This window comes from Halomonas sp. H10-59 (assembly GCF_040070555.1).
In the GTDB taxonomy this organism is placed as follows: Bacteria; Pseudomonadota; Gammaproteobacteria; order Pseudomonadales; family Halomonadaceae; genus Halomonas; species Halomonas litopenaei.
Map to the genome: position 1 here is coordinate 922626 of NZ_CP098828.1, position 24347 is coordinate 946972.

General features: G+C 66.2%; 21 protein-coding genes. 17 read left to right on the forward strand and 4 right to left on the reverse strand.

Annotated elements, in window-relative coordinates:
- Positions 1–240 precede the first annotated feature (240 nt).
- A complete protein-coding gene (locus NFG57_RS04245) occupies positions 241–1551 on the reverse strand; it encodes an MFS transporter (protein ID WP_108448146.1) in 1311 nt (436 codons plus the stop codon).
- Between the two features lie 110 nt (positions 1552–1661).
- Between NFG57_RS04245 and NFG57_RS04250 the strand changes: the two genes are divergently transcribed.
- Positions 1662–1931, forward strand: coding sequence for a SelT/SelW/SelH family protein (locus NFG57_RS04250; protein ID WP_045991043.1), 270 nt, complete (start codon positions 1662–1664; stop codon positions 1929–1931).
- A 131-nt stretch (positions 1932–2062) separates the two neighbouring features.
- Complete coding sequence (locus NFG57_RS04255; protein WP_348815457.1) at positions 2063–2959, forward strand: DMT family transporter; 897 nt, start codon at positions 2063–2065, stop codon at positions 2957–2959.
- Between the two features lie 16 nt (positions 2960–2975).
- On the opposite strand, the gene NFG57_RS04260 is transcribed toward NFG57_RS04255, so the two are convergent.
- The gene (locus NFG57_RS04260) at positions 2976–3674 is read right to left on the reverse strand and encodes an arylesterase (RefSeq protein WP_348815458.1); all 699 of its coding nucleotides are present in this window, start codon (positions 3672–3674) and stop codon (positions 2976–2978) included.
- A gap of 136 nt (positions 3675–3810) precedes the next feature.
- On the opposite strand from NFG57_RS04260, the gene NFG57_RS04265 reads away from it, so the two are divergent.
- The 7 genes from NFG57_RS04265 (at position 3811) to NFG57_RS04295 (ending at position 14284) form a co-directional block, all read left to right on the forward strand.
- The gene (locus NFG57_RS04265; protein ID WP_108448147.1) at positions 3811–4563 is read left to right on the forward strand and encodes an ABC transporter ATP-binding protein; all 753 of its coding nucleotides are present in this window, start codon (positions 3811–3813) and stop codon (positions 4561–4563) included.
- A complete protein-coding gene (locus NFG57_RS04270) occupies positions 4560–7178 on the forward strand; it encodes an FtsX-like permease family protein (RefSeq protein ID WP_348815460.1) in 2619 nt (872 codons plus the stop codon). The genes NFG57_RS04265 and NFG57_RS04270 overlap by 4 nt, the downstream gene beginning before the upstream one ends.
- Positions 7179–7301: 123 nt before the next feature.
- Positions 7302–8810, forward strand: a complete 1509-nt coding sequence (locus NFG57_RS04275) for a polyphosphate kinase (RefSeq protein WP_348815461.1) — start codon at positions 7302–7304, stop codon at positions 8808–8810.
- 141 nt (positions 8811–8951) lie between these two features.
- Positions 8952–10337, forward strand: coding sequence for a hypothetical protein (locus tag NFG57_RS04280; protein WP_045991046.1), 1386 nt, complete (start codon positions 8952–8954; stop codon positions 10335–10337).
- Positions 10338–10555: 218 nt separating this feature from the next.
- Positions 10556–11821: a serine hydroxymethyltransferase gene (glyA, locus tag NFG57_RS04285; RefSeq protein WP_348815462.1), complete on the forward strand. Its 1266-nt coding sequence runs from the start codon at positions 10556–10558 to the stop codon at positions 11819–11821.
- A 295-nt stretch (positions 11822–12116) separates the two neighbouring features.
- The gene (locus NFG57_RS04290; protein ID WP_348815463.1) at positions 12117–13067 is read left to right on the forward strand and encodes an HAD-IIB family hydrolase; all 951 of its coding nucleotides are present in this window, start codon (positions 12117–12119) and stop codon (positions 13065–13067) included.
- A complete protein-coding gene (locus tag NFG57_RS04295) occupies positions 13064–14284 on the forward strand; it encodes a glycosyl transferase (RefSeq protein ID WP_348815464.1) in 1221 nt (406 codons plus the stop codon). The genes NFG57_RS04290 and NFG57_RS04295 overlap by 4 nt, the downstream gene beginning before the upstream one ends.
- A gap of 213 nt (positions 14285–14497) precedes the next feature.
- Here the strand turns inward: NFG57_RS04295 and dsbG are convergent, their stop codons facing one another.
- Together dsbG and NFG57_RS04305 are read right to left on the reverse strand one after the other, a co-directional pair.
- Positions 14498–15301 (reverse strand): thiol:disulfide interchange protein DsbG, encoded by an 804-nt coding sequence (dsbG, locus tag NFG57_RS04300; protein WP_348815466.1) that lies wholly within the window; start codon positions 15299–15301, stop codon positions 14498–14500.
- Between the two features lie 158 nt (positions 15302–15459).
- On the reverse strand, positions 15460–17217 hold the full coding sequence (locus tag NFG57_RS04305; protein WP_348815467.1) for a sugar phosphorylase: 1758 nt from the start codon (positions 17215–17217) through the stop codon (positions 15460–15462).
- Positions 17218–17410: 193 nt separating this feature from the next.
- On the opposite strand from NFG57_RS04305, the gene nrdR reads away from it, so the two are divergent.
- From nrdR to NFG57_RS04345, 8 genes are all read left to right on the forward strand, one after another.
- Positions 17411–17896 (forward strand): transcriptional regulator NrdR, encoded by a 486-nt coding sequence (nrdR, locus tag NFG57_RS04310; protein ID WP_045993087.1) that lies wholly within the window; start codon positions 17411–17413, stop codon positions 17894–17896.
- Complete coding sequence (gene ribD / locus NFG57_RS04315) at positions 17893–19086, forward strand: bifunctional diaminohydroxyphosphoribosylaminopyrimidine deaminase/5-amino-6-(5-phosphoribosylamino)uracil reductase RibD (protein ID WP_348815468.1); 1194 nt, start codon at positions 17893–17895, stop codon at positions 19084–19086. Before nrdR ends, ribD begins: the two co-directional genes overlap by 4 nt.
- A gap of 180 nt (positions 19087–19266) precedes the next feature.
- On the forward strand, positions 19267–20412 hold the full coding sequence (gene ribBA, locus NFG57_RS04320) for a bifunctional 3,4-dihydroxy-2-butanone-4-phosphate synthase/GTP cyclohydrolase II (RefSeq protein ID WP_253029119.1): 1146 nt from the start codon (positions 19267–19269) through the stop codon (positions 20410–20412).
- Between the two features lie 121 nt (positions 20413–20533).
- Positions 20534–21031 carry a 6,7-dimethyl-8-ribityllumazine synthase gene (gene ribE, locus NFG57_RS04325; RefSeq protein ID WP_045993084.1) on the forward strand — a complete coding sequence of 166 codons (498 nt, stop codon included), beginning with the start codon at positions 20534–20536 and terminating at the stop codon, positions 21029–21031.
- Complete coding sequence (nusB, locus tag NFG57_RS04330) at positions 21028–21528, forward strand: transcription antitermination factor NusB (RefSeq protein ID WP_045993083.1); 501 nt, start codon at positions 21028–21030, stop codon at positions 21526–21528. Before ribE ends, nusB begins: the two co-directional genes overlap by 4 nt.
- Before the next feature lie 12 nt (positions 21529–21540).
- Positions 21541–22500 carry a thiamine-phosphate kinase gene (gene thiL / locus NFG57_RS04335; RefSeq protein WP_045993082.1) on the forward strand — a complete coding sequence of 320 codons (960 nt, stop codon included), beginning with the start codon at positions 21541–21543 and terminating at the stop codon, positions 22498–22500.
- On the forward strand, positions 22497–22970 hold the full coding sequence (locus tag NFG57_RS04340) for a phosphatidylglycerophosphatase A (RefSeq protein WP_045993081.1): 474 nt from the start codon (positions 22497–22499) through the stop codon (positions 22968–22970). Before thiL ends, NFG57_RS04340 begins: the two co-directional genes overlap by 4 nt.
- 59 nt (positions 22971–23029) lie before the next feature.
- A complete protein-coding gene (locus NFG57_RS04345) occupies positions 23030–24286 on the forward strand; it encodes a DUF945 family protein (RefSeq protein WP_108448154.1) in 1257 nt (418 codons plus the stop codon).
- The last annotated feature ends 61 nt before the right edge of the window (positions 24287–24347 follow it).

The window sequence follows — 24347 nt, forward strand, 5'->3', positions numbered from 1 at the left end:
TGCTAAGCATGGCCAGGCGGCGAGATTAAATCAATGGTCCGCTAAGGAAACGCTGCATAAATTGCTGCGCTCGACATCTCGACCGCCGGCGGTACTCAGGGTCCTCATTTAACCCATGTAAACTCGAATCCTTGCGTTCCGGCGGCAACCGACCTGTCATCGCTCGCGACATTTCTTCAGCGCTTCCTGTCGTCTTTGCTGTGGCGGTAGTGTGGAGCGGACGCTGAGGCAGCCCTTGCGTCACTCTACCTCCGGCAGGCGCAGCGCGCTGAGGGCGGCCAGGGCGGCGGTGGCGGCCAGCACCAGCAACAGCGGGCCGGCGCCGAGCCATTGCGCCAGAGCACCGATCACGGCGCCGACGATCAGCATCAGCACGCCAGTGATGGTGTTGGACAGGGCCACATAGAGGGCACGATTGTCGGCGCCGGCCATGTCGACGATGTAGGTCTTGCGACCGAGGCGAATGCCCGAGTGGACGATGACCAGCAGCGCATAGACCAGGGCGTAGGGCCAGACACTTGCGCTCATCGACTCGGGCAACCAGGCCAGCGATGCCCCCAGCAGGCAGCACAGGGTGGTACCGATGGCACCGTCGCGCATCACCGTTTTGCTGGAGGCATCCGAACGCTTGCCCCAGATGGGGCTGGCGACCATGCCGGCGACCCCGGATACCACGATCAGAAGTCCCAGTCCGCCAAGTTCAGTACCGCCGTTGTCCTGGGCCATCAGCGCGACATAGGGCAACGCCAGGGCGCTGGACAGCAACAGGGCGCGGGTCAGATTGAAGTTACGAAAGGCGGCGTCGTCGCGCATCAGGGCGAGGCCGGTCTTGACCGAATCCCAGGCGTTGGCGCCGCCGTCGGTGGCGCCTTCCGCTTCTTCGATGGCGGCGGCGCACAGCGCATTGAGGGTCCATCCCAGCGCCGCCACGCCAAGCAGCACCGCCAGGGCGAGCTCACCGGGGCGGTCGTCGAACAGCACCAGCACCGCACCGGCGGCCAGGGTCACGGCGCCCGCCACGCTGCCGCTCCAGCCCATCAGGGTCCCGCGACGTTGCTTGGAGATGGTCTTGCCGAGCACGTCCTTGGTGGCGATGGACGACAGCCCCCGGGCCAGCGACAGGGCGACCAGGGCCAGCAGTACCAGGCCGCCGCCAACACCGCCTGAACCGATCAGGGCAAGAACCGACAGCGCCGCGGCGGCCAGCGCCTGGAGCAATCCACCGACCACCCAGACGCCCTTGCGCCGAGGTTTCAGGCGGATAAAACCGGCCACGAACAGTTGAGGCAGCAGGGCGCCGGCCTCGCGAATCGGCACCAGCAGGCCGACCATCCAGGTCGGCGCGCCGATGGCGCCCAGTAGCCAGGGCAGGACCAGACGAGCGCTGGAGAGCTCGTCGGCGAGCTTGTTGCCGAGCGACGCCAGCAGATGCAGGAAGAAGTTGCGCGGCTGCTCATCGCAGGCGCTGTCCGGGATGTCCTTGCACAGGCGACTGTCCTCGTCGCCGGTGAGCCACTCGTAAAGTCGCGTCTGGGTTTCGCCACTGGCCATGGAGGCTGTCCTGACTGTTATGATCGAGGTTTGAGGGAATACGGTGTACACGCTGCCTTGCAGCGCGTTGCCGGTGTTTCCACCTACGTGCTGGAACAGGGAGGCTGAACGTGGCACGCATTCGGATTATCTACTGTACGCAATGTCAGTGGCTCTTGCGTAGTGGCTGGTATGCCCAGGAGCTGCTCTCGACCTTTGGCGAGGATCTCGAGGAGGTGACGCTGGTGCCTTCCCACGGCGGACATTTCGAGATCCGGCTGGATGACGAGACCCTGTGGGAGCGCAAGCGAGATGGCGGCTTTCCCGACGTCAAGACGCTCAAGCAACGGGTCCGCGACGGCATCGCTCCCGAGCGCGATCTGGGCCATCTGGACCGTTGAACGTTGCCGATGGTCATCCTGTGTTGACGGTCTGAACGTGGGCTCGATGGCGTCATCCTGATTGACCGCGTTCCCCTTCGCGTGGCCATGGCTCGCGGCTCCTTACCCTCATCTTTACCCCAGGGAATGTCATGACAACTGATCGACAGGCCATGGCCTTCGGCCTTGGCGCCGTGGCGTTGTGGTCCACGGTGGCCACCGCCTTCAAGCTGGCGCTTGCCCATATGAGCCCGCTGGAGCTGATGTGGCTGGCGGCACTGGTGTCCTGGGCGCTGATGAGCGTGCTGATGCTGCGGCGCGGACAGCTGCATCAGGCACTTCGTCGCGGCTGGCGCACCGCTGTGTGGGCCGGGCTGATGAACCCGGTGGCCTACTACCTTGTGCTGTTTGCGGCCTATGACCGGTTGCCCGGACAGGAGGCCATGGCGCTCAACTACACTTGGGCGCTGGCCATGGCCCTGCTGGCGGTGCCGATCCTCAAGCAGCGGTTGACGCCGATGGACGTGGTGGCCGGCCTGGTGGCCTACGCCGGGGTCTGGGTCATCGCCACCCGCGGCCAGGTTTTTGACGTGTCCTTCGCCGATCCTCTGGGCGTCGCACTGGCGCTGGTGTCGACGCTGATCTGGGCGTTGTACTGGCTGTTCAATGCCCGCGACCGGCGTCCTCCACTGGTCGCCCAGTGGCAGAACTTCAGCGTCGGGGTGCCGGTGCTGACGCTGCTGATGGTGCTGGGGCCAGGCTTTCAGTGGCACGGCAGTGCCGCCCTGGGCGCGGGCATCTATGTCGGACTGTTCGAGATGGGCGTCGCTTTTGTGCTATGGCAGGCGGCGATGCAGCGGGTGTCGCGCACCGCCAAGGTCTCCAACCTTATCTTTCTGTCACCACCGGTGTCGCTGATGCTGCTCTACCTAGTGGTGGGCGAGCCGATACTCCCCTCGACCCTGATCGGATTGGTGCTGATCCTGCTGGGGCTTGGGCTGCAGCAGTGGCAGAAGGCGCCGGCTCACGTCGAGCCATCCTCCTCGTAGGGGCCCGCGGAGCGCCTCAGGAGGCGCTCGCTTGCTCGCTGCTTTCTTCGCTCGCGCTGCTGGTCGAGGCAGCTTCGGTTCCCTCTGATTCTTCGGTCTCGTCCAGCAGGGGCGCAAGGCTCGGCCAGACGTTGTCGAGCAGCCTCGGCTGGGCTTCGGCGGTGGGGTGGATGCCGTCGTCCTGCATCAGCTCCGGGTCCAGCGCCACGCCTTCGAGCAGGAAGGGCACCAGCGGCACCTCATGGGTGTCGGCCAGTTCTCGAAAGACCCCGGTGAAGGCCTGACGGTAGGCGTCGCCGTAATTCGGGGGAATATCGATACCCAGCAGCAGCACCTGGGCGCCGGCGGCCTGGCTCTTTTCGATCATGCCTTCGAGGTTTGCCGACATCTGGCTCGGCGGAAGGCCCCTGAGTCCATCATTGCCGCCCAGCTCCAGCAGAACGATGTCCGGGTCGTGCTGTCGGAGGAGTTCAGGGAGACGGGTGGCGCCCCCGCCAGTGGTTTCGCCGCTGATGCTGGCATTGACCACCTCGGCGCGGTGCGCCACTCGCTCGGCCAGCAACGCCACCCAGCCGGCGTCCCGTTCGATGCCGTAAGCGGCGCTCAAGCTGTCGCCCACTACCAGCAAGGTCGGCGGGGCTGTGTCAGACTGGGCCCAGACCGACCCCTGCACAAGGGCGGTCAAGACGCAGGCCATCATCAGCGTCTTCAGCATCCGCCTGGCGGGCGTTGCCCGGCGATCCTGCGCTCGTCTTCCTGACGTCGTGGCATCAGCAGCGCCGAAGCGCGAGGCTCCAGAAAAAAACCGCCGTGCCGCCCCAAACGTCCAAGTCCCAGGGAATGCCATCACCATGTCGCTGTCTCCTTCCGAGAATACCGTCCCGACCACCGTGCTGCGTGCGCGAGGCCTGTCCAAGCGGGTCGCCAGCGGAACGCGGGAACTGACCATCCTGCGCGAGCTTGAGCTCGACGTACAGTCCGGCGAGAGCGTCGCCATCCTCGGCCAGAGCGGTGCCGGCAAGTCGACCCTGCTGGCGCTGCTGGCCGGTCTCGATACGCCGAGTGCCGGCGAGCTTGCGATGTTCGGTACATCGCTTGCCGAGCTCGACGAGGACGGTCGCGCGGCGCTGAGAAACACCCGAGTGGGCTTCGTGTTTCAGAACTTCCAGTTGCTGCCGACCCTGACGGCGCTGGAAAACGTGCTGCTGCCGACCGAGCTGTCGACCCTTGCCAACCGTGAGGCCCGTGCCACCGACTGGCTCGGTCGAGTGGGGTTGGGCGAACGCCTGGATCACCTGCCCAAGCAGCTGTCCGGCGGCGAACAGCAACGGGTGGCGCTGGCGCGGGCCTTTGTCACTGGCCCCGAGCTGGTGTTTGCCGATGAACCGACCGGCAATCTCGACCCGGACACCGGGGAGCGCATCATTCAGACCCTGTTCGAGCTCAACCGTTCCGAGGGCACCACCCTGGTGCTGGTTACCCACGACCACGCTCTGGCGAGGCGCTGCGATCGGTGTCTGCGCCTGGCCGACGGCCAGCTCACCGAGGTGACATCCAAGCTTCCAGCCGAGGCGCCAGACGCCCAGCGGGAGGCCTCGGCATGAGTGAGCGAAGCTCCACGGCGAAGGGCCAATTGGGACGTCAGCTGGTGATGGCGGCGCGCTCTCTGCGGCGCGATCTTCGTGCGGGTGATGTACGCGCCTTGCTGGTGGCGCTGACCCTGGCGGTGGCCGCCTCGACCATGATGGGGTTCTTTCTCGACCGGCTGGAACGTGGTCTGACCCGTCAGGCTAGTCAGATGATGGGCGGCGATGTGGTGCTGGAGCAGTCCGATCCCTTCGCTCTGGAGATCCGGGAGCGTCTGGAAGGCGCCGGCATGCGCCTGAGCGACCAGGTCGATCTGGTCTCCATGGCCAGTCGCGATGGCGCCTTTCAGCCGGTCAGCATCAAGGCGGTGGACGAAGACTATCCACTCTACGGCGTGTCCCGGGTCGACCAGGGCGCCGGCGTCGAGGAGCTCGCCAGTGGCCCTGCGCCAGGCGAGGTGTGGCTGGCGCCGAGGCTCGAGACGCTGCTGGACATCGAACTCGGCGATAGTCTGACGCTCGGCAGGGGCGAGTTCCAGGTGACCGGCTGGATCGAGCGGGAGGCCGACCAGTCTGCCGGCTTCGGCAGCTTCAACCCGCGGGTGATGATGCACGTCGACGACGTCGAGGCGACCGGGCTGATCCAGCCCGGTTCGCGCATCGAGTTCGAGATCCTTGCGGCCGGCTCGCCCCAGGCGGTGGAGACGCTGTCGCCCTGGCTTGCCCGCCTGCGCGCCGACGGCGTCGAGGTACGTGACGTGCGCGAGGACCGGCCGCGGCTGGGCTCGGCGCTGGAGCGAGCCGAGACCTACCTGAGCCTGGCCGGTCTAGCCGCCGTGCTGCTGGCCGGGGTGGCGGTGGCCATGGCGACGCGGCGCTACGTTGATCGCCATCTGGATACCGCCGCGCTACTGCGCTGCTTCGGCGCTTCCCAGCGGGACCTGGCGCGTATCTTCACCTTCCAGCTGGCCGGTCTGGCGCTGGTGGCCTCGCTGATCGGCGCGCTTCTGGGGCTGGCGGGACAGGCGTTGCTGCTGGGCTTGATGCAGCGTTTTTTACCGCTGGAGCTGCCGCCTCCCGGAGCGTTGCCGTTGTGGCTCGGCGTGCTGACGGCACTGGCCGTGCTGACCGGCTTTGCAGGGCCGACCCTGCTGCGCTTGAAGCGGGTTAGCGCACTCAAGGTACTGCGCCGGGAGCTGGACCCCTTGCCCGCCTCCGGCTGGTCGCTGCTGCTGGCGGCGGCGCTGGCCTTCGGTGCTCTGCTTTGGCTGTACTCCGGCAGCCTGGGGCTGGCGGCGGGGCTCTTGGCCGGCGGCATGGTGGCACTGGGCGTACTGTGGGGCCTGGCGGGCTTGATCCTCGATGGACTGTTGCGTCTGGCCGCGCGGCTCGACGGTGGTGATCCCGCTGGTCTGCGCGGGTCGTTGCGTCTGGGCGCTCGGCAGTTGGCGCGCCGTCGCAACGCCAGCCTGGGGCAGATGCTGGCGTTCGCGGTGACCTTCTTCGCCATGACCATGATCGCCTTGGTGCGGGGCGATCTGTTGACCACCTGGCAGGCGCAGTTACCCGAGGACACACCCAATCACTTCGCGATCAATATCCAGCCCGGCGAGCGCGACGACTTCGAGCAGCGGCTCGAGGCCATCGCCGAGGCCAGCAGTGATCTCTACCCCATGGTCCGCGGGCGTATCACCGCGATCAACGGCCAGCCGCCGAGGCAGGCCGTGCCCCCCGAGGCGAGGGGAGAAAACGCCCTGCGCCGGGAGCTCAACCTGACCTGGCGGGAGGATCTGCCGAGCGGTAATCGTCTGGTGGCCGGCGAATGGTTCACCTCGCGCGCCGAGGCCGGCGGCTGGCTCGACGAGGTGGACGCCCAGCCGTCCTCGGCGCCCGCAGGCGATGACGTCGCCGAGACGGCGCCGATCTCCATGGAACGAGAACTGGCAGAACGTCTGGGGCTGGCGCTGGGGGATCGTTTAAGTTTCACCATCGGCGCCGACACCCTGGTCGGTGAGATCACCAGTCTCCGCGACCTCGATTGGGACAGCTTCAAGCCCAACTTCTACGTGATCTTCCCGCCTGGTGTGCTGGAACGCTACGGCCATAGCTACATCACCGCCTTCTATCTGGAGCAGCAGCAGAAGCGCGAACTGGGGAGCCTGGTCCAGGCCTTTCCGGGGGTGACGCTGCTCGACGTGGATGCCCTGCTGGGGCAGGTCCGTGAGGTGCTGGGGCACGTGACCCGGGCGGTGGAAGTGGTGCTGGCCTTCGTGCTGCTGGCCGGGGTCAGTGTGCTCTACGCCGCGTTGATCGCCAGTCAGCCGGTACGTGCCCACGAAAGCGGCTTGTTGCGCGTCTTTGGCGCAGGTTCCCGTCTGCTAGCGCGGGTGCAGTGGGCTGAATTTGCCGTTCTGGGACTGGCCAGCGGCCTGATGGCGGCGCTGCTGGCGGAGGTCGCCACGGCCGCGTTATATCTGCTGTGGCTGGATCTGCCGCCGCGGGTGCATCCCTGGGTCTGGCTGCTGGTCCCGACGCTCGGCGCTGTGGTACTGGGCCTGGTAGGGCATCTGTTGTCCCGTGGCATTCGTCGACAGGCGCCGGCGGCGAGCTTGGGGCTGCTGGGCGAGGCCTGAAAGGCGAATCATCATGAAAGGGCGGAGCGTCTCACGAAACGCGAAGCGCCTCATGCAAAGCGAAGCGCCTTATGCAAAGCGATGCGCCTTATGAACAGGGAAGTGCGTCATGAAGGAGCGACGATGACCAGGACCAAGGTGGCAAAGGGAAAGAAGCGGGGCTCAACCAGCAACGCCTCTCGCAAGAACGCCTCCGGCAAGACCATGTCCGCCGAGGAGTGTCAGCGGTTTCGGCTGCTGTCGGCCCAGCTGGAATTGGCCCAGCGAGCGGATCGGGCAGTGGTAGTGCTGGTGGCCGGTCACGCCGCCACCGGCAAGGGCGAACTGATCAACCTGCTCAACCACTGGCTGGAGAACCGGTTGACCGAGGTGCACGCCCTGGTGCCCGGCGACGAGGAGCGCCGACGACCTTACTGGTGGCGATTCTGGCGACGTCTTCCAGGGCGTGGCCGGCTCGGGGTGTTCGTCCATGGCTGGGTCGGCGATGCGGTGCTGGCGCGGGCCTCCCGCGCCTTGGGCGAGGGCGCCTACAATGACCGCATCGAACAGATGCGTCAGTTCGAGGCGGAGCTTGCCGCCGACGGAGTTCGCCTGGTCAAACTGTGGCTGCAGATCGATGCAGACACCCAGCGACAACGACTCGAGGCCTGGGCCGCCGACCCGGCCAGTCGCTGGCAGGTCACCGACGAAAAGTGGCGCCGCCACGCCCAGCATGGCCTGCTCGATGAGCTTGCCCGCGACCTGCGTGCGCGCACCCACTGTCGCCACAGTCCCTGGATCGAGCTCGACGCGAGCCCCGGCAACGACCTGCTGCCCCAGGTGGCCGAAGTCCTCGAGAAGGTCATGGCAAGCCCTGTCCCGGCCCTCGAGCGCCCCGAGACTCCCCCACTGAATGCCATCGCTCCCCCTCGGCTCGACGCCCTCGAGCATGACGACCCGCCCCCCCGACTCAAGAAGCGCGACTACAGCGAGCGCCTGGCCGACGCCCAGGCCAGGCTGGCCCAGCTGGCGCGCAGTGCCGCGCGCCAGGGAGTGCCACTGGTGGTGGTGTTCGAGGGCCATGACGCTGCCGGCAAGGGCGGCGGCATCCATCGCCTGACCTCGGCGATGGATGCACGTCAGTACCGTGTGCATCAGATCGCTGCGCCCACCGAGGAGGAGCGCCAGCACCCGTGGCAGTGGCGCTTCTGGCATCGTCTGCCCCGCGATGGCCGGGTGGCGATCTTCGACCGCTCCTGGTATGGCCGGGTGCTGGTGGAACGGGTCGAAGGCCTCGCCGATGAGCGGGACTGGCGACGCGGCTTTGAAGAGATTCGCCAGTTCGAGGCGCGCCTGCTCGAGCACGGCACCGTGCTGGTCAAGCTGTTCCTGGCCATCGACAAGGACGAGCAGCTCGAGCGTTTCGAAGCCAGGGCCGAGACCCCTCACAAGCGGCACAAGCTCACCGACGAGGATTGGCGCAACCGCGAGCGCTGGGACGACTACCAGCAGGCCATCGACGAGATGTTCGCGGAAACTCATGCCCCTGGCGGCGAGTGGGTGCTGATCGACGCCAACGACAAGCGTCGGGCGCGCCTGGCGGTGATCGAGGAGGTGAGTCGGCGGTTGTCGGCGCGCCTGCCGCTGGATTGAGTGAACGATGTCCTGTTAACACTGCTGAAGGCCTGTCGACGGATTCGTTCAGGCGCTACAGTGAAGGCTGACACAACAGCCGTATCGGCAAAGATCGTTGGTGTTTGCCAGGTTCTATTTTCACACCGGAGGTGAAAGTTCATGAAGTGCCGTCTGTCTTCCCGCCACGCCGTCCCTTTCGTGGCGCTGCTTTCTCTGGGGGCGAGCGTCGCCCAGGCCGACGCCGAACGTCTCGAGGCTGACCTGCGTGCGGCCCTGGAGCGTGAAGGTACCCTCGAGATCGGCGAGGTATCCGATGAGCTGCTCGGCAGCACCACCAGCGCCGAGAACCTGACCCTGACCGGCGACAACGGCGAACGCCTGACCATCGCGCGCTACCTGGTCGAGGGCGACTACGACGCACCGGAAGAAGTGGTGCTCGAGGACATCGAGCTGGTCGACCGGGGCGCCAGCATGCTGCTTGAGCGGCTGGTGTTCGAGGAGCCCGGCCAGCCTGTGCTCGATCTGCGTGATCTGCCCTGGGATGAAGACAACCCGCTGGCCGGGATTAGCCTGGAAGGACTGGTGATGGATCAGCGCCAGGGCAAGGTGGGGGCTGACCTTCCCTGGGGCGACTATCCCGGACGCATCGAGATCCAGAGCCTGGGCGCCAGCGACGTCAGCGCCGATGCCATCGGCAGCCTGACGCTGACCGGGATGAGCGGCTCCAGCGACAACTTCGAGGAGCTCGGGGCCGGAACCTTCTCGCTGCCGTCACTCAGTCTGACCGGCCTCAAGGGGCTTGCGAGCGACGCGCCCACGGTGGACGCCCTCGAGCTCGAGGACCTGGAGATCGCCACCGATCGCCTGGTGGCAAGCCTTGAGCATCTGGTGGCCGACGGCGACATGAACGACGGCGAGTACAGCGGGCGCATGGACAACCTGACGGTGGATCTGGCCAGGATGATCGAGCTGGCGCCGGTGGACGAGCGCACCCAGCTACGCCTGGTCAGCAACGTGCTGACCGATGGCTCCGGACAGCTCACCCTGGACGCCGACATGGACGGTACCTGGGAGGCCAGCGGTGCCAATGGCCAGGTGGCCAGCCGTTTCGAGATGACCGCAGCCGATGCCTTCCGCCTCGGCTTCGACAGTGACCTGCCGGTAAACCTGCCCAAGGGCCAGGACCCTGCGGCCTACTTTGCCGGCCTCGAGGACTGGACCGAGCTGGACACCCAGGGCGGCGACGTCTCGCTCAGTCTCAGCGATCTGGGCGTGTTCGGGCGTATCGCACCGGTGGTGGCAGCGACCCAGGGGGTGTCCGAAGACGCCCTGCTCGAACAGCTCAGGACCCAGTCCGAAGGCTTCGGCATCATGATGGGACCGCAGATCGGCGCGGTGCTCACGGGGCTGGTGCAGATGATGGCCGGCGAGGCCAGCGAGATGTCGATCGACCTCAGCCTGCCACCCAGCCGACAGCTCCAGAAGCTGGCCCAGGACCCGCTGGGGCTGCCCCAGGCTCTGTCCATGGAAGTCACGATGGACTAGGGCTTGGCCGAAGGGTCGTGGCGCTCGCCGGCGTTTCGGGCTGAGCCTGGAAAAGAGCGCCCGGTGGGCCACGCTTCAGTCTGACTGAAGCCAAGATGAGAAATCATGCAGCAGCCCATGACGGTCTTTCATGTGAAAGCGGTCATGGGCTGCGCTATGATGGCGGCCCGCTTTTCGCGATTGCCCCTTGAATCCCCCGCTGCGAGGTTATGCCGCCGATGTTCAGCCGTGATATGCAGATTGCCGGTTTCGATGATGCCCTGTTCGATGCGATGCAGAAGGAAGTCGCCCGTCAGGAGGCTCACATCGAGCTGATTGCCTCCGAAAACTACGCCAGCCCCCGGGTGATGGAAGCCCAGGGTAGCCAGCTGACCAACAAGTACGCGGAAGGCTATCCCGGCAAGCGTTACTACGGTGGCTGCGAGTACGTCGACGTGGTCGAGCAGCTGGCCATCGACTATGCCAAGGAGCTGTTTGGCGCGAGCTACGCCAACGTCCAGCCGCACTCCGGCTCCCAGGCCAACGGCGCGGTCTTCCAGGCCCTGGTCAAGCCCGGTGACACCGTGCTGGGCATGAGCCTCGACGCCGGCGGTCACCTGACCCACGGCGCCCGCCCGAACTTCTCTGGCAAGCACTACAATGCCGTGCAGTACGGCATCGACGAGTCCGGCCGCATCGACTACGACGAGGTGGCCCGCCTGGCCCGCGAGCACCAGCCGAAGATGATCATCGCCGGTTTCTCCGCCTACTCCCAGGTCATCGATTGGGCACGCTTCCGCGAGATCGCCGACGAGGTGGGTGCCTTCCTGCTGGTGGACATGGCCCACGTGGCCGGCCTGGTTGCCGCCGGTGTCTATCCGAATCCGCTGCCCCACGCCCATGTGGTCACCACCACCACCCACAAGACCCTGCGCGGTCCGCGTGGTGGCCTGATCCTGTCCGCCGAGAACGACGCCGACATCGAGAAGAAGCTGCAGTCTGCGGTCTTCCCCGGTGGCCAGGGCGGCCCGCTCGAGCACGTCATCGCGGCCAAGGCGATCTGCTTCAAGGAGGCCATGGCGCCCGAGTTCAAGACCTACCAGCAGCAGGTGGTCAAGAACGCCCAGACCATGGCCAAGGTATTTATCGAGCGTGGCTACGACGTGGTCTCCGGCGGCACCGAGGATCACCTCTTCCTGCTGTCGCTGATCAAGCAGGGCCTGACCGGCAAGGACGCGGACGCCGCCCTGGGTCGTGCCCACATCACCGTCAACAAGAACGCCGTGCCCGGTGATCCGCAGAGCCCCTTCGTGACTTCTGGCCTGCGTATCGGCACCCCGGCGGTCACCACCCGTGGTTTCGGCGAGAGCGAGTGCGGTAATCTGGCTGGCTGGATCTGCGACATCCTCGACGTCATGGCCAAGGGCGAGTCCACCGAGGTCATCGAGGCCGAGGTCAAGGCCAAGGTGGAAGACGTCTGCACCCGCCTGCCGGTCTACGGCTGAGTGCCCGGCGGGATGACCCGCCGCTCAGGCCACCAATGACACCCCCGAGAGCCCCGCTCTCGGGGGTGTCGTCGTTCTGGGGCTGTGTGCTTGCAGCGGGGCGTCGGCAGTCGATGCACCATTGTGGTGCCTTATCCTGCACCGGACACGGCCGCGCCCGCCCCGGACCTGACGGGGCCTCGTTGCGCTGACGTCTACCTTCCCGTCATCTGCTTGTTTTCCCGTTGCTCTGTTGAGCGCTGGCGCAGCCCTTGCTTTGCATCTCGGTGAACCCTTTTGATGCGAAGGTCCCACCATGCACGCCAGCACGACTCCCCGAATCGGTGCCTTCGACGGGCCCAGGCTGCTGTTCACCGACCTGGATGGCTCGCTGCTCGACCACCATGACTACGGCTGGAAGCCCGCCGAGCCCTGGCTCGATGCCCTGCGTGAGGCCGGCGTTGCGGCGATCCCGGTGACCAGCAAGACCCGCAGTGAACTGCTCGGGCTGCGCCAGCAGCTCGGCCTCGCCGATCGCCCCTTTATCGCCGAGAACGGCGCGGTGATTGCGCTGCCCCCCAGCTGGTGTCACGCCCGACGTGAGGGACAGCCGGGCCCGGATGGCCTGGTGATCCGCACCCTCGGGGTGGATATCGGGCTGATTCGCCGGCGGGTGGCGATCTGGCGTGAGCGGCTGTCCGCGCGCTTTCTGACCATGAGCGAGATGGCGCTGGAGGACGTGGTGGCCTTCACCGGTCTGGATGAACAGGAGGCTCGCCTGGCACGCCTGCGCGAGGGCAGCGAGCCGCTGTTGTGGGAAGACGACGAAGCGCTGCTGCAGCGCTTTCGCGAGGGCCTGGCCAGTGACGGCCTGCGCATGACGAGGGGCGGGCGCTTCTGGCACGTGCTCGGCGACACCGACAAGGGCCAGGCGGTGCAATGGCTGTGCGCCCGCTTCGAGGCGCTCAAGGGCCGACGCCCCGAGACCCTGTCGCTGGGCGATGGCCCCAACGATGTCGCCATGCTCGAGGCCACCGATGCGGCGGTGGTGATTCGTGCCCGCCATGGCCTCGACGTGTCCCCGTGCCAGCCGCGCTTGTATCGCAGCGAGGCGCTGGGCCCCAGGGGCTGGGCCGAGGGGGTTGCGCACTTCTGGGGAGAGCAGGACGCGGCGGAGCCTGCCAGCAGCGCTGAGGCCGGCAGCGTAGATGCCGGCGGCGCCGACGACAAGGATCATCACAAGCTGGGCGAGGAGGGTGAGGCATGAGCGATTTCCACCAGAACGGCATCATCACCGACTTTCACAACCTGACCCGGCGCAAGGTCGAAGACCTGGAGGCGGATCTGGAGCGCTTCGGCCGCCAGCGCCCGCTCGGGCTGATCCTGCCGTCATTGTACTCGGAGCTGGAAGGACCGGCGCTGGACGCCATCGTCGAGTCCCTGGCCCAGGCGAGCTATCTGTCGGAGATCGTGATCGGCCTCGATCGTGCCGACCGGGACCAGTTTCTGCGGGCACGCGAGTTCTTTTCGCGCCTGCCCCAGCACCATCGCATCCTGTGGAATGACGGCCCGCGCCTGAGCGAGCTGGACGCGCAGCTGGCCGAGGAAGGCCTGGCGCCACAGCAGCCGGGCAAGGGCCGCAATGTGTGGTTCTGTGCGGGCTATGTGCAGGCATCCGGGCGCACCGCCGCGGTGGGGCTGCATGACTGCGATATCCTGACCTACGACCGCGGCCTGCTGGCACGGCTGATGTATCCGGTGGCCCACCCACGCTTCAACTACGCCTTCTGCAAGGGCTACTACCCGCGTATCGCCGAGGGCAAGCTCAACGGCCGGGTCTCCCGGCTGATGGTGACCCCGCTGCTGCGGGCGCTAAAGATCATGCACGGGCCCTTGCCTTACCTGGACTACCTGGACAGCTATCGCTACCCGCTGTCGGGGGAGTTCTCGATGCGTACCGAGGTGCTGGACAACATCCGTATCCCCGCCGACTGGGGGCTGGAGATCGGGGTGCTGTCCGAGGTCCACCGCGACCACTCCACCAATCGGCTGTGTCAGGTGGATATCGCCGACGTCTACGACCACAAGCATCAACCGGTGTCCGCCGATGACGCGGCCACCGGGCTCAACCGCATGAGCCTGGATATTGCCAAGGCGCTCTATCGCAAGCTGGCCACCCAGGGTGTGGGTTTCTCGTCGGAAGGCTTTCGTACCCTCAAGGCCACCTACTATCGCCTGGCCCTCGACCTGATCGAGGCCTACGACCACGACGCCACCATGAACGGGCTGAGCCTGGACCGTCATGCCGAGGAGCAGGCGGTGGAGCTGTTTGCCGCCAATCTGATCGAGGCCGGCAACGCCTTTCTCGACAACCCCAGGGAGAAGCCCTTTATCCCCAGCTGGAACCGTGTGCGGGCGGCCTTGCCGGACCTGCCCGAACAACTTTACAGCGCGGTGGAGGCCGATAACGCCGGGGACGTCTAAGGCTTTAACGAAAAGTGCCTGCGCTCGGTAATACGGCGTTAAAAATCGGTTCAAAATGCTCATTTACACCACGTAAACTGCGCTTTCTCACCGATTTTTGCCTTGTCTAACCATCGCTCGTCGACTTTTCGTTTAAAGCCTAAATCGCGCTGGCACCAGGCCCCACCCGGGTCCTTATGCCAGCGCCTAATGCCAGCGCCTTGATAAACCCTGTCAGTCGGGCTCCGGCCCCATGATGGTATGGAACAGTTCTTCGCTGGGCAGGCCTTGGCTCATCTCGAGCTTGCCATCGTTGCGATAGACGATGCCCGGGGTCGCCACCATGCCGAAGCTGCGAAACAGTTCATGGTTGCTCTGCAGGCGCTGCTCCAGGTCTCGGGGCAGTTGGCGCATGGGCTCAATCGGGTCGCCGCTCTCATGGGCGCGGAGGGCGGCCTGAGGGTCATCGGCGGCCAGCATCGTGACCGCCTGGCGCGGACTTTCGGGGTCGAGGATACCGACCATCACGTGGCGTAGCTGGACCTGGCCGCTTTCGACGAAGGGCCGGCTTTGCTGCCACAGGCGGGTGCAGTAGGGGCAGTTGGGATCGGTGAACACATAGACGATGCGCTCGGCGTCGGGATCGCCGTCGGCGATCCAGGCGCTGTCCTCAAGGCTCTGCCAGGTGGTCTCGTCCTGGGGCCCGCGTACCAGGCGCTCCAGCGGCGCCTCCGACAGATTGTTGGCGTCGGCATCGATCAGATTGCCGACGATGGCGTGCTCGCCATCCTTGGTGACGAAGATGGTCATCGGCTGTCCGCGATGGCTGGCGGCGAAGCCGCTGAGCCCACCCGGCGCGTCGAATTCACCGTGCACCTCAAGACCTTCCTCTTCCAGCGCCTCGATGGGGGCGGGGTGGTCCTCGGCCTCGACGCTGGACAGTTGCATCAGGCCGAAGGCCACCGCCGCCAGGGTCATGAAGGAACGCTGATGGCGGGGCAGGTCGGGGAGGCGGGGCAGTCGGGGGCGGCGGGGCATGTCGTTACTCTCCGGCATCTTGTAGGACGAATCCCGCGACAAGCGAGAATCACTCGCACTAGGACAGCAGCAAACGCCATCGGTTCGACCGCTGACGTCGCCGGGCAGTGAAAGCGCCAGGGCCGCGCTGTTGTGTGATACACCGAGCGCGCGGTGGCTTATCTGTCGGTGCGCACCAGCCACAGTGAACGATAGGGGGCCAGGGTGTCGACGGGCCGCCAGGCGCCTCCTTCCAGCAGGTCCTGCCAGCCGGACTGGTCGAGGCCGTCCAGTACCAGTGGCTGAGGCCGATCGGTGACGTTGTGAATGGCCAACAGTCGACGGCCATCGTCCAGGGGGCCGCGCTGGATCGCCAGCAGCTCCGGTGGTGTGGGGATGACCGTCTGGGCCGCATCGGGGTGGAAGCAGGGTTCCCTGCGACGGATCTCGAGGCGTCGGGTGAGGGCGAAGAACACCTCGCGGGTCGGCGTGTGACGGCTGTCCAGCAGAGGTTCCAGCTCCTGGCGGTCCCAGCGCTTGCGATTGATCGAACGCAGGCGCCCGCTGCGTTCGACCCCGTCGTGGTCGTTCTGGGTGGCGGTCAGGCAGTGCAGGTAGACGCCGGGGATACCCTTCAGCACCAGCATCAGGTGCTGGCTCAACAGGAAGCGCTCGACCTGCCACGGGTCGGGGCCGCGCCGGGTGCCGCTCATGGCGTCGAACCAGGTGATATTGAGCTCGTAGGGGCTGTCGCTGCCGTCGGCCTGCCGGCGCATGCTGACGAAGCCACCGAAGCGCTGCATCAAGGCGACCAGGGCGTCGATCTCGTGGCCTTCCAGCCAGCCTTCCAGCGGGCGCACGCCAATGCCATCGTGGCTGGCGGTGAAGTTCAGATAGCTGCAGCCGGCGGGGAGCTCGGGCAGGCTGTCGAGCCAGCGTGCCAGGGTGCCGGCCTCGCCACTGGTCAAGGTGTGCAGCAACAGAGGTGGCAGCGGGAACTGATAGACCAGGTGGGCCTCGTCGGGCGGCGTGTCCTGTCGCTCCAGGCCGAAGTAGCTGATGTTCTCGGCGTGGGGCACGTTGGTTTCGGTGATGATCAGGGTGCCGGGGGCGACGTGGTCGACCACCGCCCGCAACAGCCGCACCACCGCGTGGGTCTCGGGAAGATGGATACAGCGGGTGCCGGGGCGTTTCCACAGGAAGGCGACGGCGTCCAGCCGGACGATGCGGGCGCCCTGCTGCAGGTAGAACAGCAGGATGCCGACGAATTCGATCAACACGTCGGGGTTGGCGAAGTTGAGGTCGATCTGGTCCTCGGAGAAGGTCGCCCACAGGTGGCGAACGCCACGGCGGGTGCTGACGGGGACCAGCAGCGGTGAGCTGCGCGGACGCACCACCTCGCTGAGATCGGTATCGGGGTCCATCTCGATGAAGTAGTCGCGCCCGGGCAGGTTGCCGCCGAGATAGTCGGCGAACCACAGCGATTCCCGCGAGACATGGTTGAGCACCAGGTCCACCATCAGATCATGGTGACTGGCCAGGCGCCGGATATCGCGCCAGTCGCCCAGTTTCGGGTCGACCTCGCGATAGTGGATCACCGAGAAGCCGTCGTCGCTGCTCCAGGGGAAGAAGGGCAGCACATGGACACCGCTGAAGACGGTCTTCAGGCGCTTGCTCAGGAACTCATCGAGTACCGCCAGGGGGGGCTTGTCGGCATCCAGCAGCGAGTCGCCATAGACGATCAGCCACTGGTCCTGCTCGCTCCACAGCGTCTGGCGTGCACCATGACGGTGCCTCAACCCGGCCCCCTGCGCTTCGTTCAGGCGCAGCAGACGGCGCAGGACCTCTTCGCTGCGTGCACCATAGAGAGGCGCGAGCAGCTCTGCGGCACGCTGGCGAAAGTCGTCGGGTTCCAGGGGGGAGAGGTGGCTTGCCATGGTGTCCTCCGCAGGCGTGGGGGCGCCTTGCCCCGTGAGCGCTCGCCATTTCATTGACGGCTAGAAAGAAAGTATCAAGCACAGGGCGTGCCAACTCAGCTGAAATCGCGGATGACCTGGGCCATTGCGCTGGGCGGGGCAGGCCTCAGCCGTTACACTATGGCGACATATTTTTCCTGCCGGACTGTCCGCTATGCATTGCCCCTTCTGTGGCGCCCAAGAGACCCGAGTGACTGACTCCCGGCTGGTCGCCGAAGGTGATCAGGTGCGCCGACGGCGGCAGTGTGCTGGCTGCGGTGAGCGCTTCACCACCTACGAGACCGCTGAACTTATCATGCCACGGATCATCAAGGCCGATGGCTCGCGGGAGGTGTTCGACGAGATCAAGCTGCGGGCCGGCATGCTGCGGGCGCTGGAAAAACGCCCGGTCAGCGCCGAGTCGATCGAGGCGGCGGTGGAACGTATCCGCCAGAACCTGCGCGCACGGGGCGAGCGCGAGGTCCAGGCGCGGGTGGTCGGTGAAGAGGTGATGAATGCCTTGAAGCGCCTCGATCAGGTGGCCTATATCCGCTTTGCCTCAGTCTATCGACGGTTTCAGGATATCGACGAATTTCGTGCCGAGATCGACCGCCTGGCCCAGGAGCCGAGTTTCTCGCCCGACACCGGGGAGAGCACATGAATCCGACGGACATCACGGCAGGCCAGGATGAAGCCTGGATGGCCAGGGCATTGAAGCTGGCCGAACGCGGTCGCTACACCACCATGCCCAATCCGAGGGTCGGCTGCGTACTGGTCAAGCACGGCAAGCATCTGGCCGACGGCTACCATCAGCGCGCCGGGGAGCCCCACGCCGAGGTCCATGCACTCGAGGCTGCCGGTGAGCACGCCCGAGGCGCGACCGCTTACGTGACGCTGGAACCCTGCTCCCACCAGGGGCGCACAGGGCCTTGCTGCGATGCCTTGATCAGGGCCGGTGTCGCCAGGGTAGTGGTAGCCATGCAGGATCCCAACCCTCAGGTGGCGGGGCGGGGTATCGCACGCCTGCGTGACGCCGGGGTCGAGGTAAGGCTGGGTTGCCTCGAGGCGGACGCCCAGGTATTGAACGCCGGCTTCGTGTCGCGCATGACCCGGGGGCGTCCACGGGTCAGCCTCAAGCTCGCCATGAGCCTCGACGGCCGTACCGCCATGGCCTCCGGCGAGTCCCAGTGGATCACCGGTGCCGAGGCTCGGCGTGACGTCCAGCGGCTGCGGGCTCAGAGCTGCGCCATCCTCACCGGGGTGGATTCGATCATCTTCGACAACTCGCGGCTGACGGTGCGTGCCGATCAGCTCGGGCTCGATGACGCCGAAGTCATCGCCCGACGCCAGCCGCTTAGGGTCGTGGTGGACTCGCGCCTGCGCATGCCGCTGGCCGCGGCCTGCCTGAGCGAGCCAGGGGAGACGCTGGTGGTCTGCGTCGAGGGCAGCGAATCCGCTCGCAGAGACGCGCTGATGCGCTCCGGCGCGCGGGTGCTGGAGATGCCTGCAGGCGACGACGGCCGCGTCGATCTTGGCGCGCTGCTCAAGTGGCTCGGTGACGAGGGCGGCTGCAACGAGCTGTTGGTGGAGACCGGCGCGACCCTGGCAGGTGCCTTGATGGATGCCTGTCTGGTGGACGAGTTGCGTCTTTACATGGCGCCGACCCTGCTCGGCTCCGACGCGCGCGGGCTGATGGCGTTGTCGGGCATCGAACGCATGGCCGAGCAGCGGCCTCTGGAAATTCTCGATATCCGTGCCCTCGGCAAGGACTGGCGTATTCTGGCGCGCCCGGCGCTGGCCGCCTGCGCCGAGCACCGACCCGACGAAAGTCACCGGGGCCCGGGATCGTAGTAGCGGGGCTTCATATAAGCGGCGCCCGACGCGGAGTCGCAGTGGCCGATCTTGATATAAGCGGCGCCCGACGCCCTGTCTGGTCTTTGTCTTTGACTGGCGCCCGACGCCGCGCCACGGTACCCTGACGCGGTTTCTGGCCGCCGTCGCGAGTGGCCATTTTAGATCCAGGGAGCATACATGTCGCAGTCTTCCAGCGGGGGCCTGGCCCCTATTGCCGAACTCGTCGAGGATATCCGCCAGGGCCGTATGGTGATCCTGATGGACGACGAGGATCGGGAAAACGAAGGTGACATCATCATGGCCGCCGAGAAGGTCGAGGCCTGGCACATCAACTTCATGGCGGTTCACGCCCGTGGTCTGATCTGCATGCCGATGACCCGGGAGCGCTGCGAACAGCTCAAGCTGCCGCTGATGGTGCAGGACAATGGCTCCGGTTTCGGTACCAAGTTCACCCTGTCCATCGAGGCCGCCGAAGGCGTCAGCACCGGCATCTCCGCTGCTGACCGCGCACGCACGGTGCAGGCCGCCAGCGCGCGCAATGCCAAGGCAGAAGACATCGTCCAGCCCGGCCACATCTTTCCGCTGATGGCCGAGCCCGGCGGCGTGCTCAGGCGCGCCGGCCACACCGAGGCGGCCTGCGATCTGGCCGCCCTGGCCGGTTGTGATCCCAGCGGTGTGATCTGCGAGATCATGAACGACGATGGCAGCATGGCCCGACGTCCTGAGCTCGAGCGCTTCGCCGAGACCCACGGGATCAAGATGGGCACCATCGCCGACCTGATCCACTACCGGATCCACAACGAGCAGACGGTAGAAGAGGTCGAGCGACTGCCGGTGACCACCGCCTACGGTGAGTTGACCGCCCACGTCTTTCTCGACCGCACCCACAAGGTGCACCACCTGGCGCTGGTGAAGGGCTCGCCGAGTCCGGACAGCGTGACCACGGTGCGGGTGCATCTGGCCAACGAGATGCGTGACCTGATGTGCCTGGTCAAGGGCGAGGACGCCTCCTGGCGCGCCCACCAGGCGCTGGAAGAGGTGGCGCGGGCCGAGCAGGGTGTCTTCGTGCTGCTCGATGACATGCGTCCGCATCAGGACCTCAACGATATGCTGCAGGTGTTCCTGGAGCGCCGCCGCACCGCTCGCGGCAGCGAGTCCGACGGCGCCGGCAACTACCTGACCATCGGCACCGGCTCCCAGATCCTGCGCGAGCTCGGTGTCGGCAGGATGCGTCTGCTGAGCTCACCGTGGAAATTCTCCGCGCTGTCGGGTTTTGATCTCGAGGTGGTGGACATCGTCTCGCCAGCTGATATCAGCGGTTGATTCACGCCGGGCGAGGCAGTAATGCTGGCGTCCGGTGTTTCGGTTTTTACCAGGGGACAGGCCCTTTGACAGGGTCACCCCGACTACCGGCCCCAGGCCGGTACATTCAGGAAGATTCAAGATGCAACCTATTTCCCAAGTCGAAGGCAGCTTCGTCGACGTCCAGGGCCGCTACGTGATCGTCGTGGGCCGCTTCAATCACCATGTGGTAGATAGCCTGGTCGAGGGCGCGGTGGACAGCCTGGTGCGCCACGGGGTGGACATGGAGATGATCGACATCGTCCACGTCCCGGGTGCCTGGGAACTGCCGCTGGCGGTCAAGCGTGTGCTGGCGGTGGCGCGTCCCGACGCCGTGGTCGCGCTCGGCGCGGTCATTCGCGGCGGTACCCCGCACTTCGAGCACGTGGCCGGCGAGTGCAATTCCGCGCTGTCGCGGCTGCAGCTGGAGTTCGACACCCCGGTGGCCAACGGTGTGCTGACGGTCAACTCCATCGAGCAGGCCATCGAGCGGGCCGGCACCAAGGCCGGCAACAAGGGCGTCGAAGCCGCCATGGCCGCCATGGAGATGGTGTCGCTGCTGCGTCATTTTGGTGACGATGCCGAGGAGACCCCCGCATGAGCCGCGAACAGCGTGCGCCCAGCAAGGCCCAGCAGTCTCGCCGTGCGGCTCGCGAGCTGGCGGTGCAGGGACTTTATCAGTGGCAGATGACCGACAAGTCCATCACCGCGGTCGAGGCCGAATTTCGCAGCCAGGTGCCCGATGACGACCTGGAGGTGCACGAGAACTGGCTCAAGGTCATGGAAATCGCCGATCTGGCGCTGTTCCATGAGCTACTGCATAACGTCGCACGCTACCGCAAGGAGCTCGACGCCTCCATCTCGCCGCTGCTGGACCGCCGCCTCGAGGACATCGACCCGATCGAGCTGGCGATCCTTCGCCTTGGGGCCTACGAGCTGTCCAAGCGTCTGGAGGTCCCTTATCGGGCGGTGATCAACGAAGGGGTCGAGCTGGCCAAGTCCTTTGGCGCCACCGATGGCCACAAGTACATCAACAGCATTCTCGACAAGCTGGCCATCAAGCTCAGAAGCGCCGAGGTCAGTGCCCGTCGCCGCTGAAGGTCGCGCCTGATGTACGGAGAATTCGAACTCATCGAGCGCTGGCTGGCGCCCACGACGGGCGAGCCCGGCAAGGCCTCCGGCGTCTCGCTCGGGGTGGGTGATGACGCCTGCCTGATGCGCCCTGCGCCAGGGCACGAACTGGTGGTCAGCGTCGACACGTCGGTGGAAGGGCAGCATTTTCCCGAAGACGCACCGCCGCAGGCGCTGGGGCATCGCGCCCTGGCGGTGAGCCTGAGTGATCTGGCCGCCATGGGCGCGCAGCCGCGCTGGTGTCTGATGGCGCTGACGTTGCCCGAGGTGGAAGAGCAGTGGGTGGCAAAGTTCGCCCAGGGCTTCCATGCTGTGTGCGACGAGGCGGACATGACCCTGGTCGGGGGCGACGTCACCCGGGGCCAACGCGCCGTCAGCGTCACCGTGATGGGTGAGGTACCCACGGGCGAGGCGCTGCGTCGCGACGGTGCCCGCGCCGGCGACGTGCTGGCGGTCACCGGTGCGCTGGGTGGCGGCGCCGGGGGACTGGCGGCCTGGTACGAGGGTCAGCGAGATCTTGAGTCACCGCTGCTTGCCCGCTACCTGTTGCCCCAGGCGCGCTGGCAGGCAGGTCTGGCGCTGCGGGGACTGGCCAGCGCGGCCATCGACGTCTCCGACGGCTTGCTTGCCGACCTTGGTCACCTGCTGAAAGCCAGCGGTGTCGGGGCGCGTCTTGACGCCGAAGCGCTGCCTCTGGCCGAAGGGCTCGTAGAGGCCCTCGGCACCGAGGCGGCCCGAGAGGCCGCCCTGACCGGCGGCGACGACTACGAGCTGGTCGTGGCGCTGCCGTCGGCGGCGTTCGATCGGGCCCGCCTGGCACTGGCGGAACTGGGGCTCGCCTTCGTTGCCATCGGCCAGGTCACCGCGTCGCCGGGGATACAAGGGGTGAATGCCTCTTCGCTGCCGGGGTGGCAACATTTCCACGGAGGGACATCGTGAACAAAGCACCGGCTAGCGTGTGGCGTCGACCGACCCATTTTCTTGCCTTCGGGCTGGGCAGCGGGGCGGCGCCCTTTGCCCCGGGGACCTTCGGGACCCTGGCGGCCATTCCCTTCTACTGGCTGTTGTCCGAGCTGACCCTGGGCTGGTACCTGGTGATGATCGCCATCACCTTCGTCTGGGGTGTCTGGCTGTGCGACAAGACGTCCCGGGACCTCGGCGTGCACGACCACTCCGGTATCGTCTGGGACGAGTTTGTCGGCTACTGGCTGACCATGGCGGCGGTGCCCTTTTCGTGGGAAGCGGCGCTGTGGGGCTTCGTTGTCTTTCGTGTATTCGACGTGATCAAGCCCTGGCCCATTCGCTGGGCCGATCGTCGCGTCGCCGGCGGCTTCGGCATCATGGTCGATGATGTCATGGCCGGCGTTTACTCCTGGTGCACCATGCACCTGTGGTTCTGGCTACACTGAACAGCGTATCGTCACGCCGACGGGGGCAGGGAGGCTCCTCTCGGCAGAGAGGGCAAGGAATGCGCAAGGAACGATGGATCGTACCGGTGGTGGTGGTGCTGGCGCTGGCCTGGGCGGTGGCCCAATATCTCGCCAGTCTGCTGTTCGAGCGCGAACTGGAGAGGGCGCTTGCCGATCTCGAGGCGCGCGGTGACCTGCGAATCTCGCGCGACGACGTGGAGCAGGGCTGGCTGCGTTCCTCCGGCGTGTTGCATGTAGCTCCCCTGATCGGTCACGCCTGGCATCTTGCGATTCCCTATGAGGCACGCCACGGCGTACTCGATACCAGCGTCTTTGGCCGGCTCGACGTACACGTCGGCGACGCCGACCGGCGCCTGTTCGGTGATGCCATGCCGGCAAGCCCGCCCCGCTGGGAAGCTCACTACCGCACCCTGGGGGGCACCCTGCAGGGGGAGTTGCGGCTGGCACCATTTCTCATCAGTCAGTCTCCGTCCGGTGAAGCGCCTCGCTCGCTGCAATTCTCCGGTGGACGTATCGCCTTTGACGGAGTCTATGGCGACTGGCGCACCCAGGTGCTGCTGGAGGCGATCGAGTTGCGCGATGGAGACGCGGTGCTGGAAATCGGCCCGCTCCATCACGAAAGCCGTTACGCCTATACCCCCGGGGCCCTGCACTTCACCCAGCAGGACAAGCTGACCCTGGACGCCGTCAGTCTGCGTCACCCTCAGGTCAACCTGGATGGCACCGAACTGGTGCTCGAGGCCCGCACCCTGCTGGATGACAGCGAGCTGAGGCTGCAGAGCACCTTGACCATCGGTGAGGTGCGCTCCGGCGACGACATGCTGGTGGACGGCGAGGTCAGTCTGGAGCTGTCTCGCATCAACGCCGAGGCGCTGCGTTCGGTGGTGGCCCTGGCGCGTCACAAGACCGCGCTAGGCACCGTCTCGCTTGAGGACGCCGAGGCCTACTCGGCGATGGATCGCGCCCTGGCCCAGTTGCTCAAGGACTCTCCGCGTCTGGATCTGAAGGACGTGGATCTCGACAGCCCCATGCTGGGACTGAGTCTCAAGGGCGAGGGCGTGCTGGTGCTGGACCCCCGAGACCTTGCGTCGCTGAGCCTGCTGTCGCTGGATCGCCCCGAGATGCGTGAGCGCTTTCGCCAGCGCCTGGACGGAGACTTCGAATGGCGTGAGCCGCCGGCCGTGGTCGCGCTGTGGCTGGGGTTGCCGCTGGATACCTCGATGCTGGGCATCGACGTGGTCAAGGGGCGACTGCGGGTCAACGGACGTCCGGTACCACCGCTGCTGGGTGGTTGAGCGGACTCCGCTCACACCGTCAGACGTCAGAAGAGCCACCAGATTCCTGTCCCCTGAAGTC

What these genes read in the sequence shown, in the direction of transcription:
- NFG57_RS04345 (WP_108448154.1), top strand. Translation starts at nt 23,030, where the DNA reads ATGCGCAAGGAACGATGGATCGTACCGGTGGTGGTGGTGCTGGCGCTG.
- NFG57_RS04290 (WP_348815463.1), top strand. Translation starts at nt 12,117, where the DNA reads ATGCACGCCAGCACGACTCCCCGAATCGGTGCCTTCGACGGGCCCAGG.
- NFG57_RS04265 (WP_108448147.1), top strand. Translation starts at nt 3,811, where the DNA reads ATGTCGCTGTCTCCTTCCGAGAATACCGTCCCGACCACCGTGCTGCGT.
- ribE (WP_045993084.1), top strand. Translation starts at nt 20,534, where the DNA reads ATGCAACCTATTTCCCAAGTCGAAGGCAGCTTCGTCGACGTCCAGGGC.
- NFG57_RS04260 (WP_348815458.1), bottom strand. Translation starts at nt 3,674, where the DNA reads ATGCTGAAGACGCTGATGATGGCCTGCGTCTTGACCGCCCTTGTGCAG.
- NFG57_RS04280 (WP_045991046.1), top strand. Translation starts at nt 8,952, where the DNA reads ATGAAGTGCCGTCTGTCTTCCCGCCACGCCGTCCCTTTCGTGGCGCTG.
- NFG57_RS04305 (WP_348815467.1), bottom strand. Translation starts at nt 17,217, where the DNA reads ATGGCAAGCCACCTCTCCCCCCTGGAACCCGACGACTTTCGCCAGCGT.
- NFG57_RS04270 (WP_348815460.1), top strand. Translation starts at nt 4,560, where the DNA reads ATGAGTGAGCGAAGCTCCACGGCGAAGGGCCAATTGGGACGTCAGCTG.
- NFG57_RS04245 (WP_108448146.1), bottom strand. Translation starts at nt 1,551, where the DNA reads ATGGCCAGTGGCGAAACCCAGACGCGACTTTACGAGTGGCTCACCGGC.
- dsbG (WP_348815466.1), bottom strand. Translation starts at nt 15,301, where the DNA reads ATGCCCCGCCGCCCCCGACTGCCCCGCCTCCCCGACCTGCCCCGCCAT.
- NFG57_RS04255 (WP_348815457.1), top strand. Translation starts at nt 2,063, where the DNA reads ATGACAACTGATCGACAGGCCATGGCCTTCGGCCTTGGCGCCGTGGCG.
- thiL (WP_045993082.1), top strand. Translation starts at nt 21,541, where the DNA reads ATGTACGGAGAATTCGAACTCATCGAGCGCTGGCTGGCGCCCACGACG.
- glyA (WP_348815462.1), top strand. Translation starts at nt 10,556, where the DNA reads ATGTTCAGCCGTGATATGCAGATTGCCGGTTTCGATGATGCCCTGTTC.
- nrdR (WP_045993087.1), top strand. Translation starts at nt 17,411, where the DNA reads ATGCATTGCCCCTTCTGTGGCGCCCAAGAGACCCGAGTGACTGACTCC.
- ribBA (WP_253029119.1), top strand. Translation starts at nt 19,267, where the DNA reads ATGTCGCAGTCTTCCAGCGGGGGCCTGGCCCCTATTGCCGAACTCGTC.
- nusB (WP_045993083.1), top strand. Translation starts at nt 21,028, where the DNA reads ATGAGCCGCGAACAGCGTGCGCCCAGCAAGGCCCAGCAGTCTCGCCGT.
- NFG57_RS04295 (WP_348815464.1), top strand. Translation starts at nt 13,064, where the DNA reads ATGAGCGATTTCCACCAGAACGGCATCATCACCGACTTTCACAACCTG.
- NFG57_RS04275 (WP_348815461.1), top strand. Translation starts at nt 7,302, where the DNA reads ATGACCAGGACCAAGGTGGCAAAGGGAAAGAAGCGGGGCTCAACCAGC.
- ribD (WP_348815468.1), top strand. Translation starts at nt 17,893, where the DNA reads ATGAATCCGACGGACATCACGGCAGGCCAGGATGAAGCCTGGATGGCC.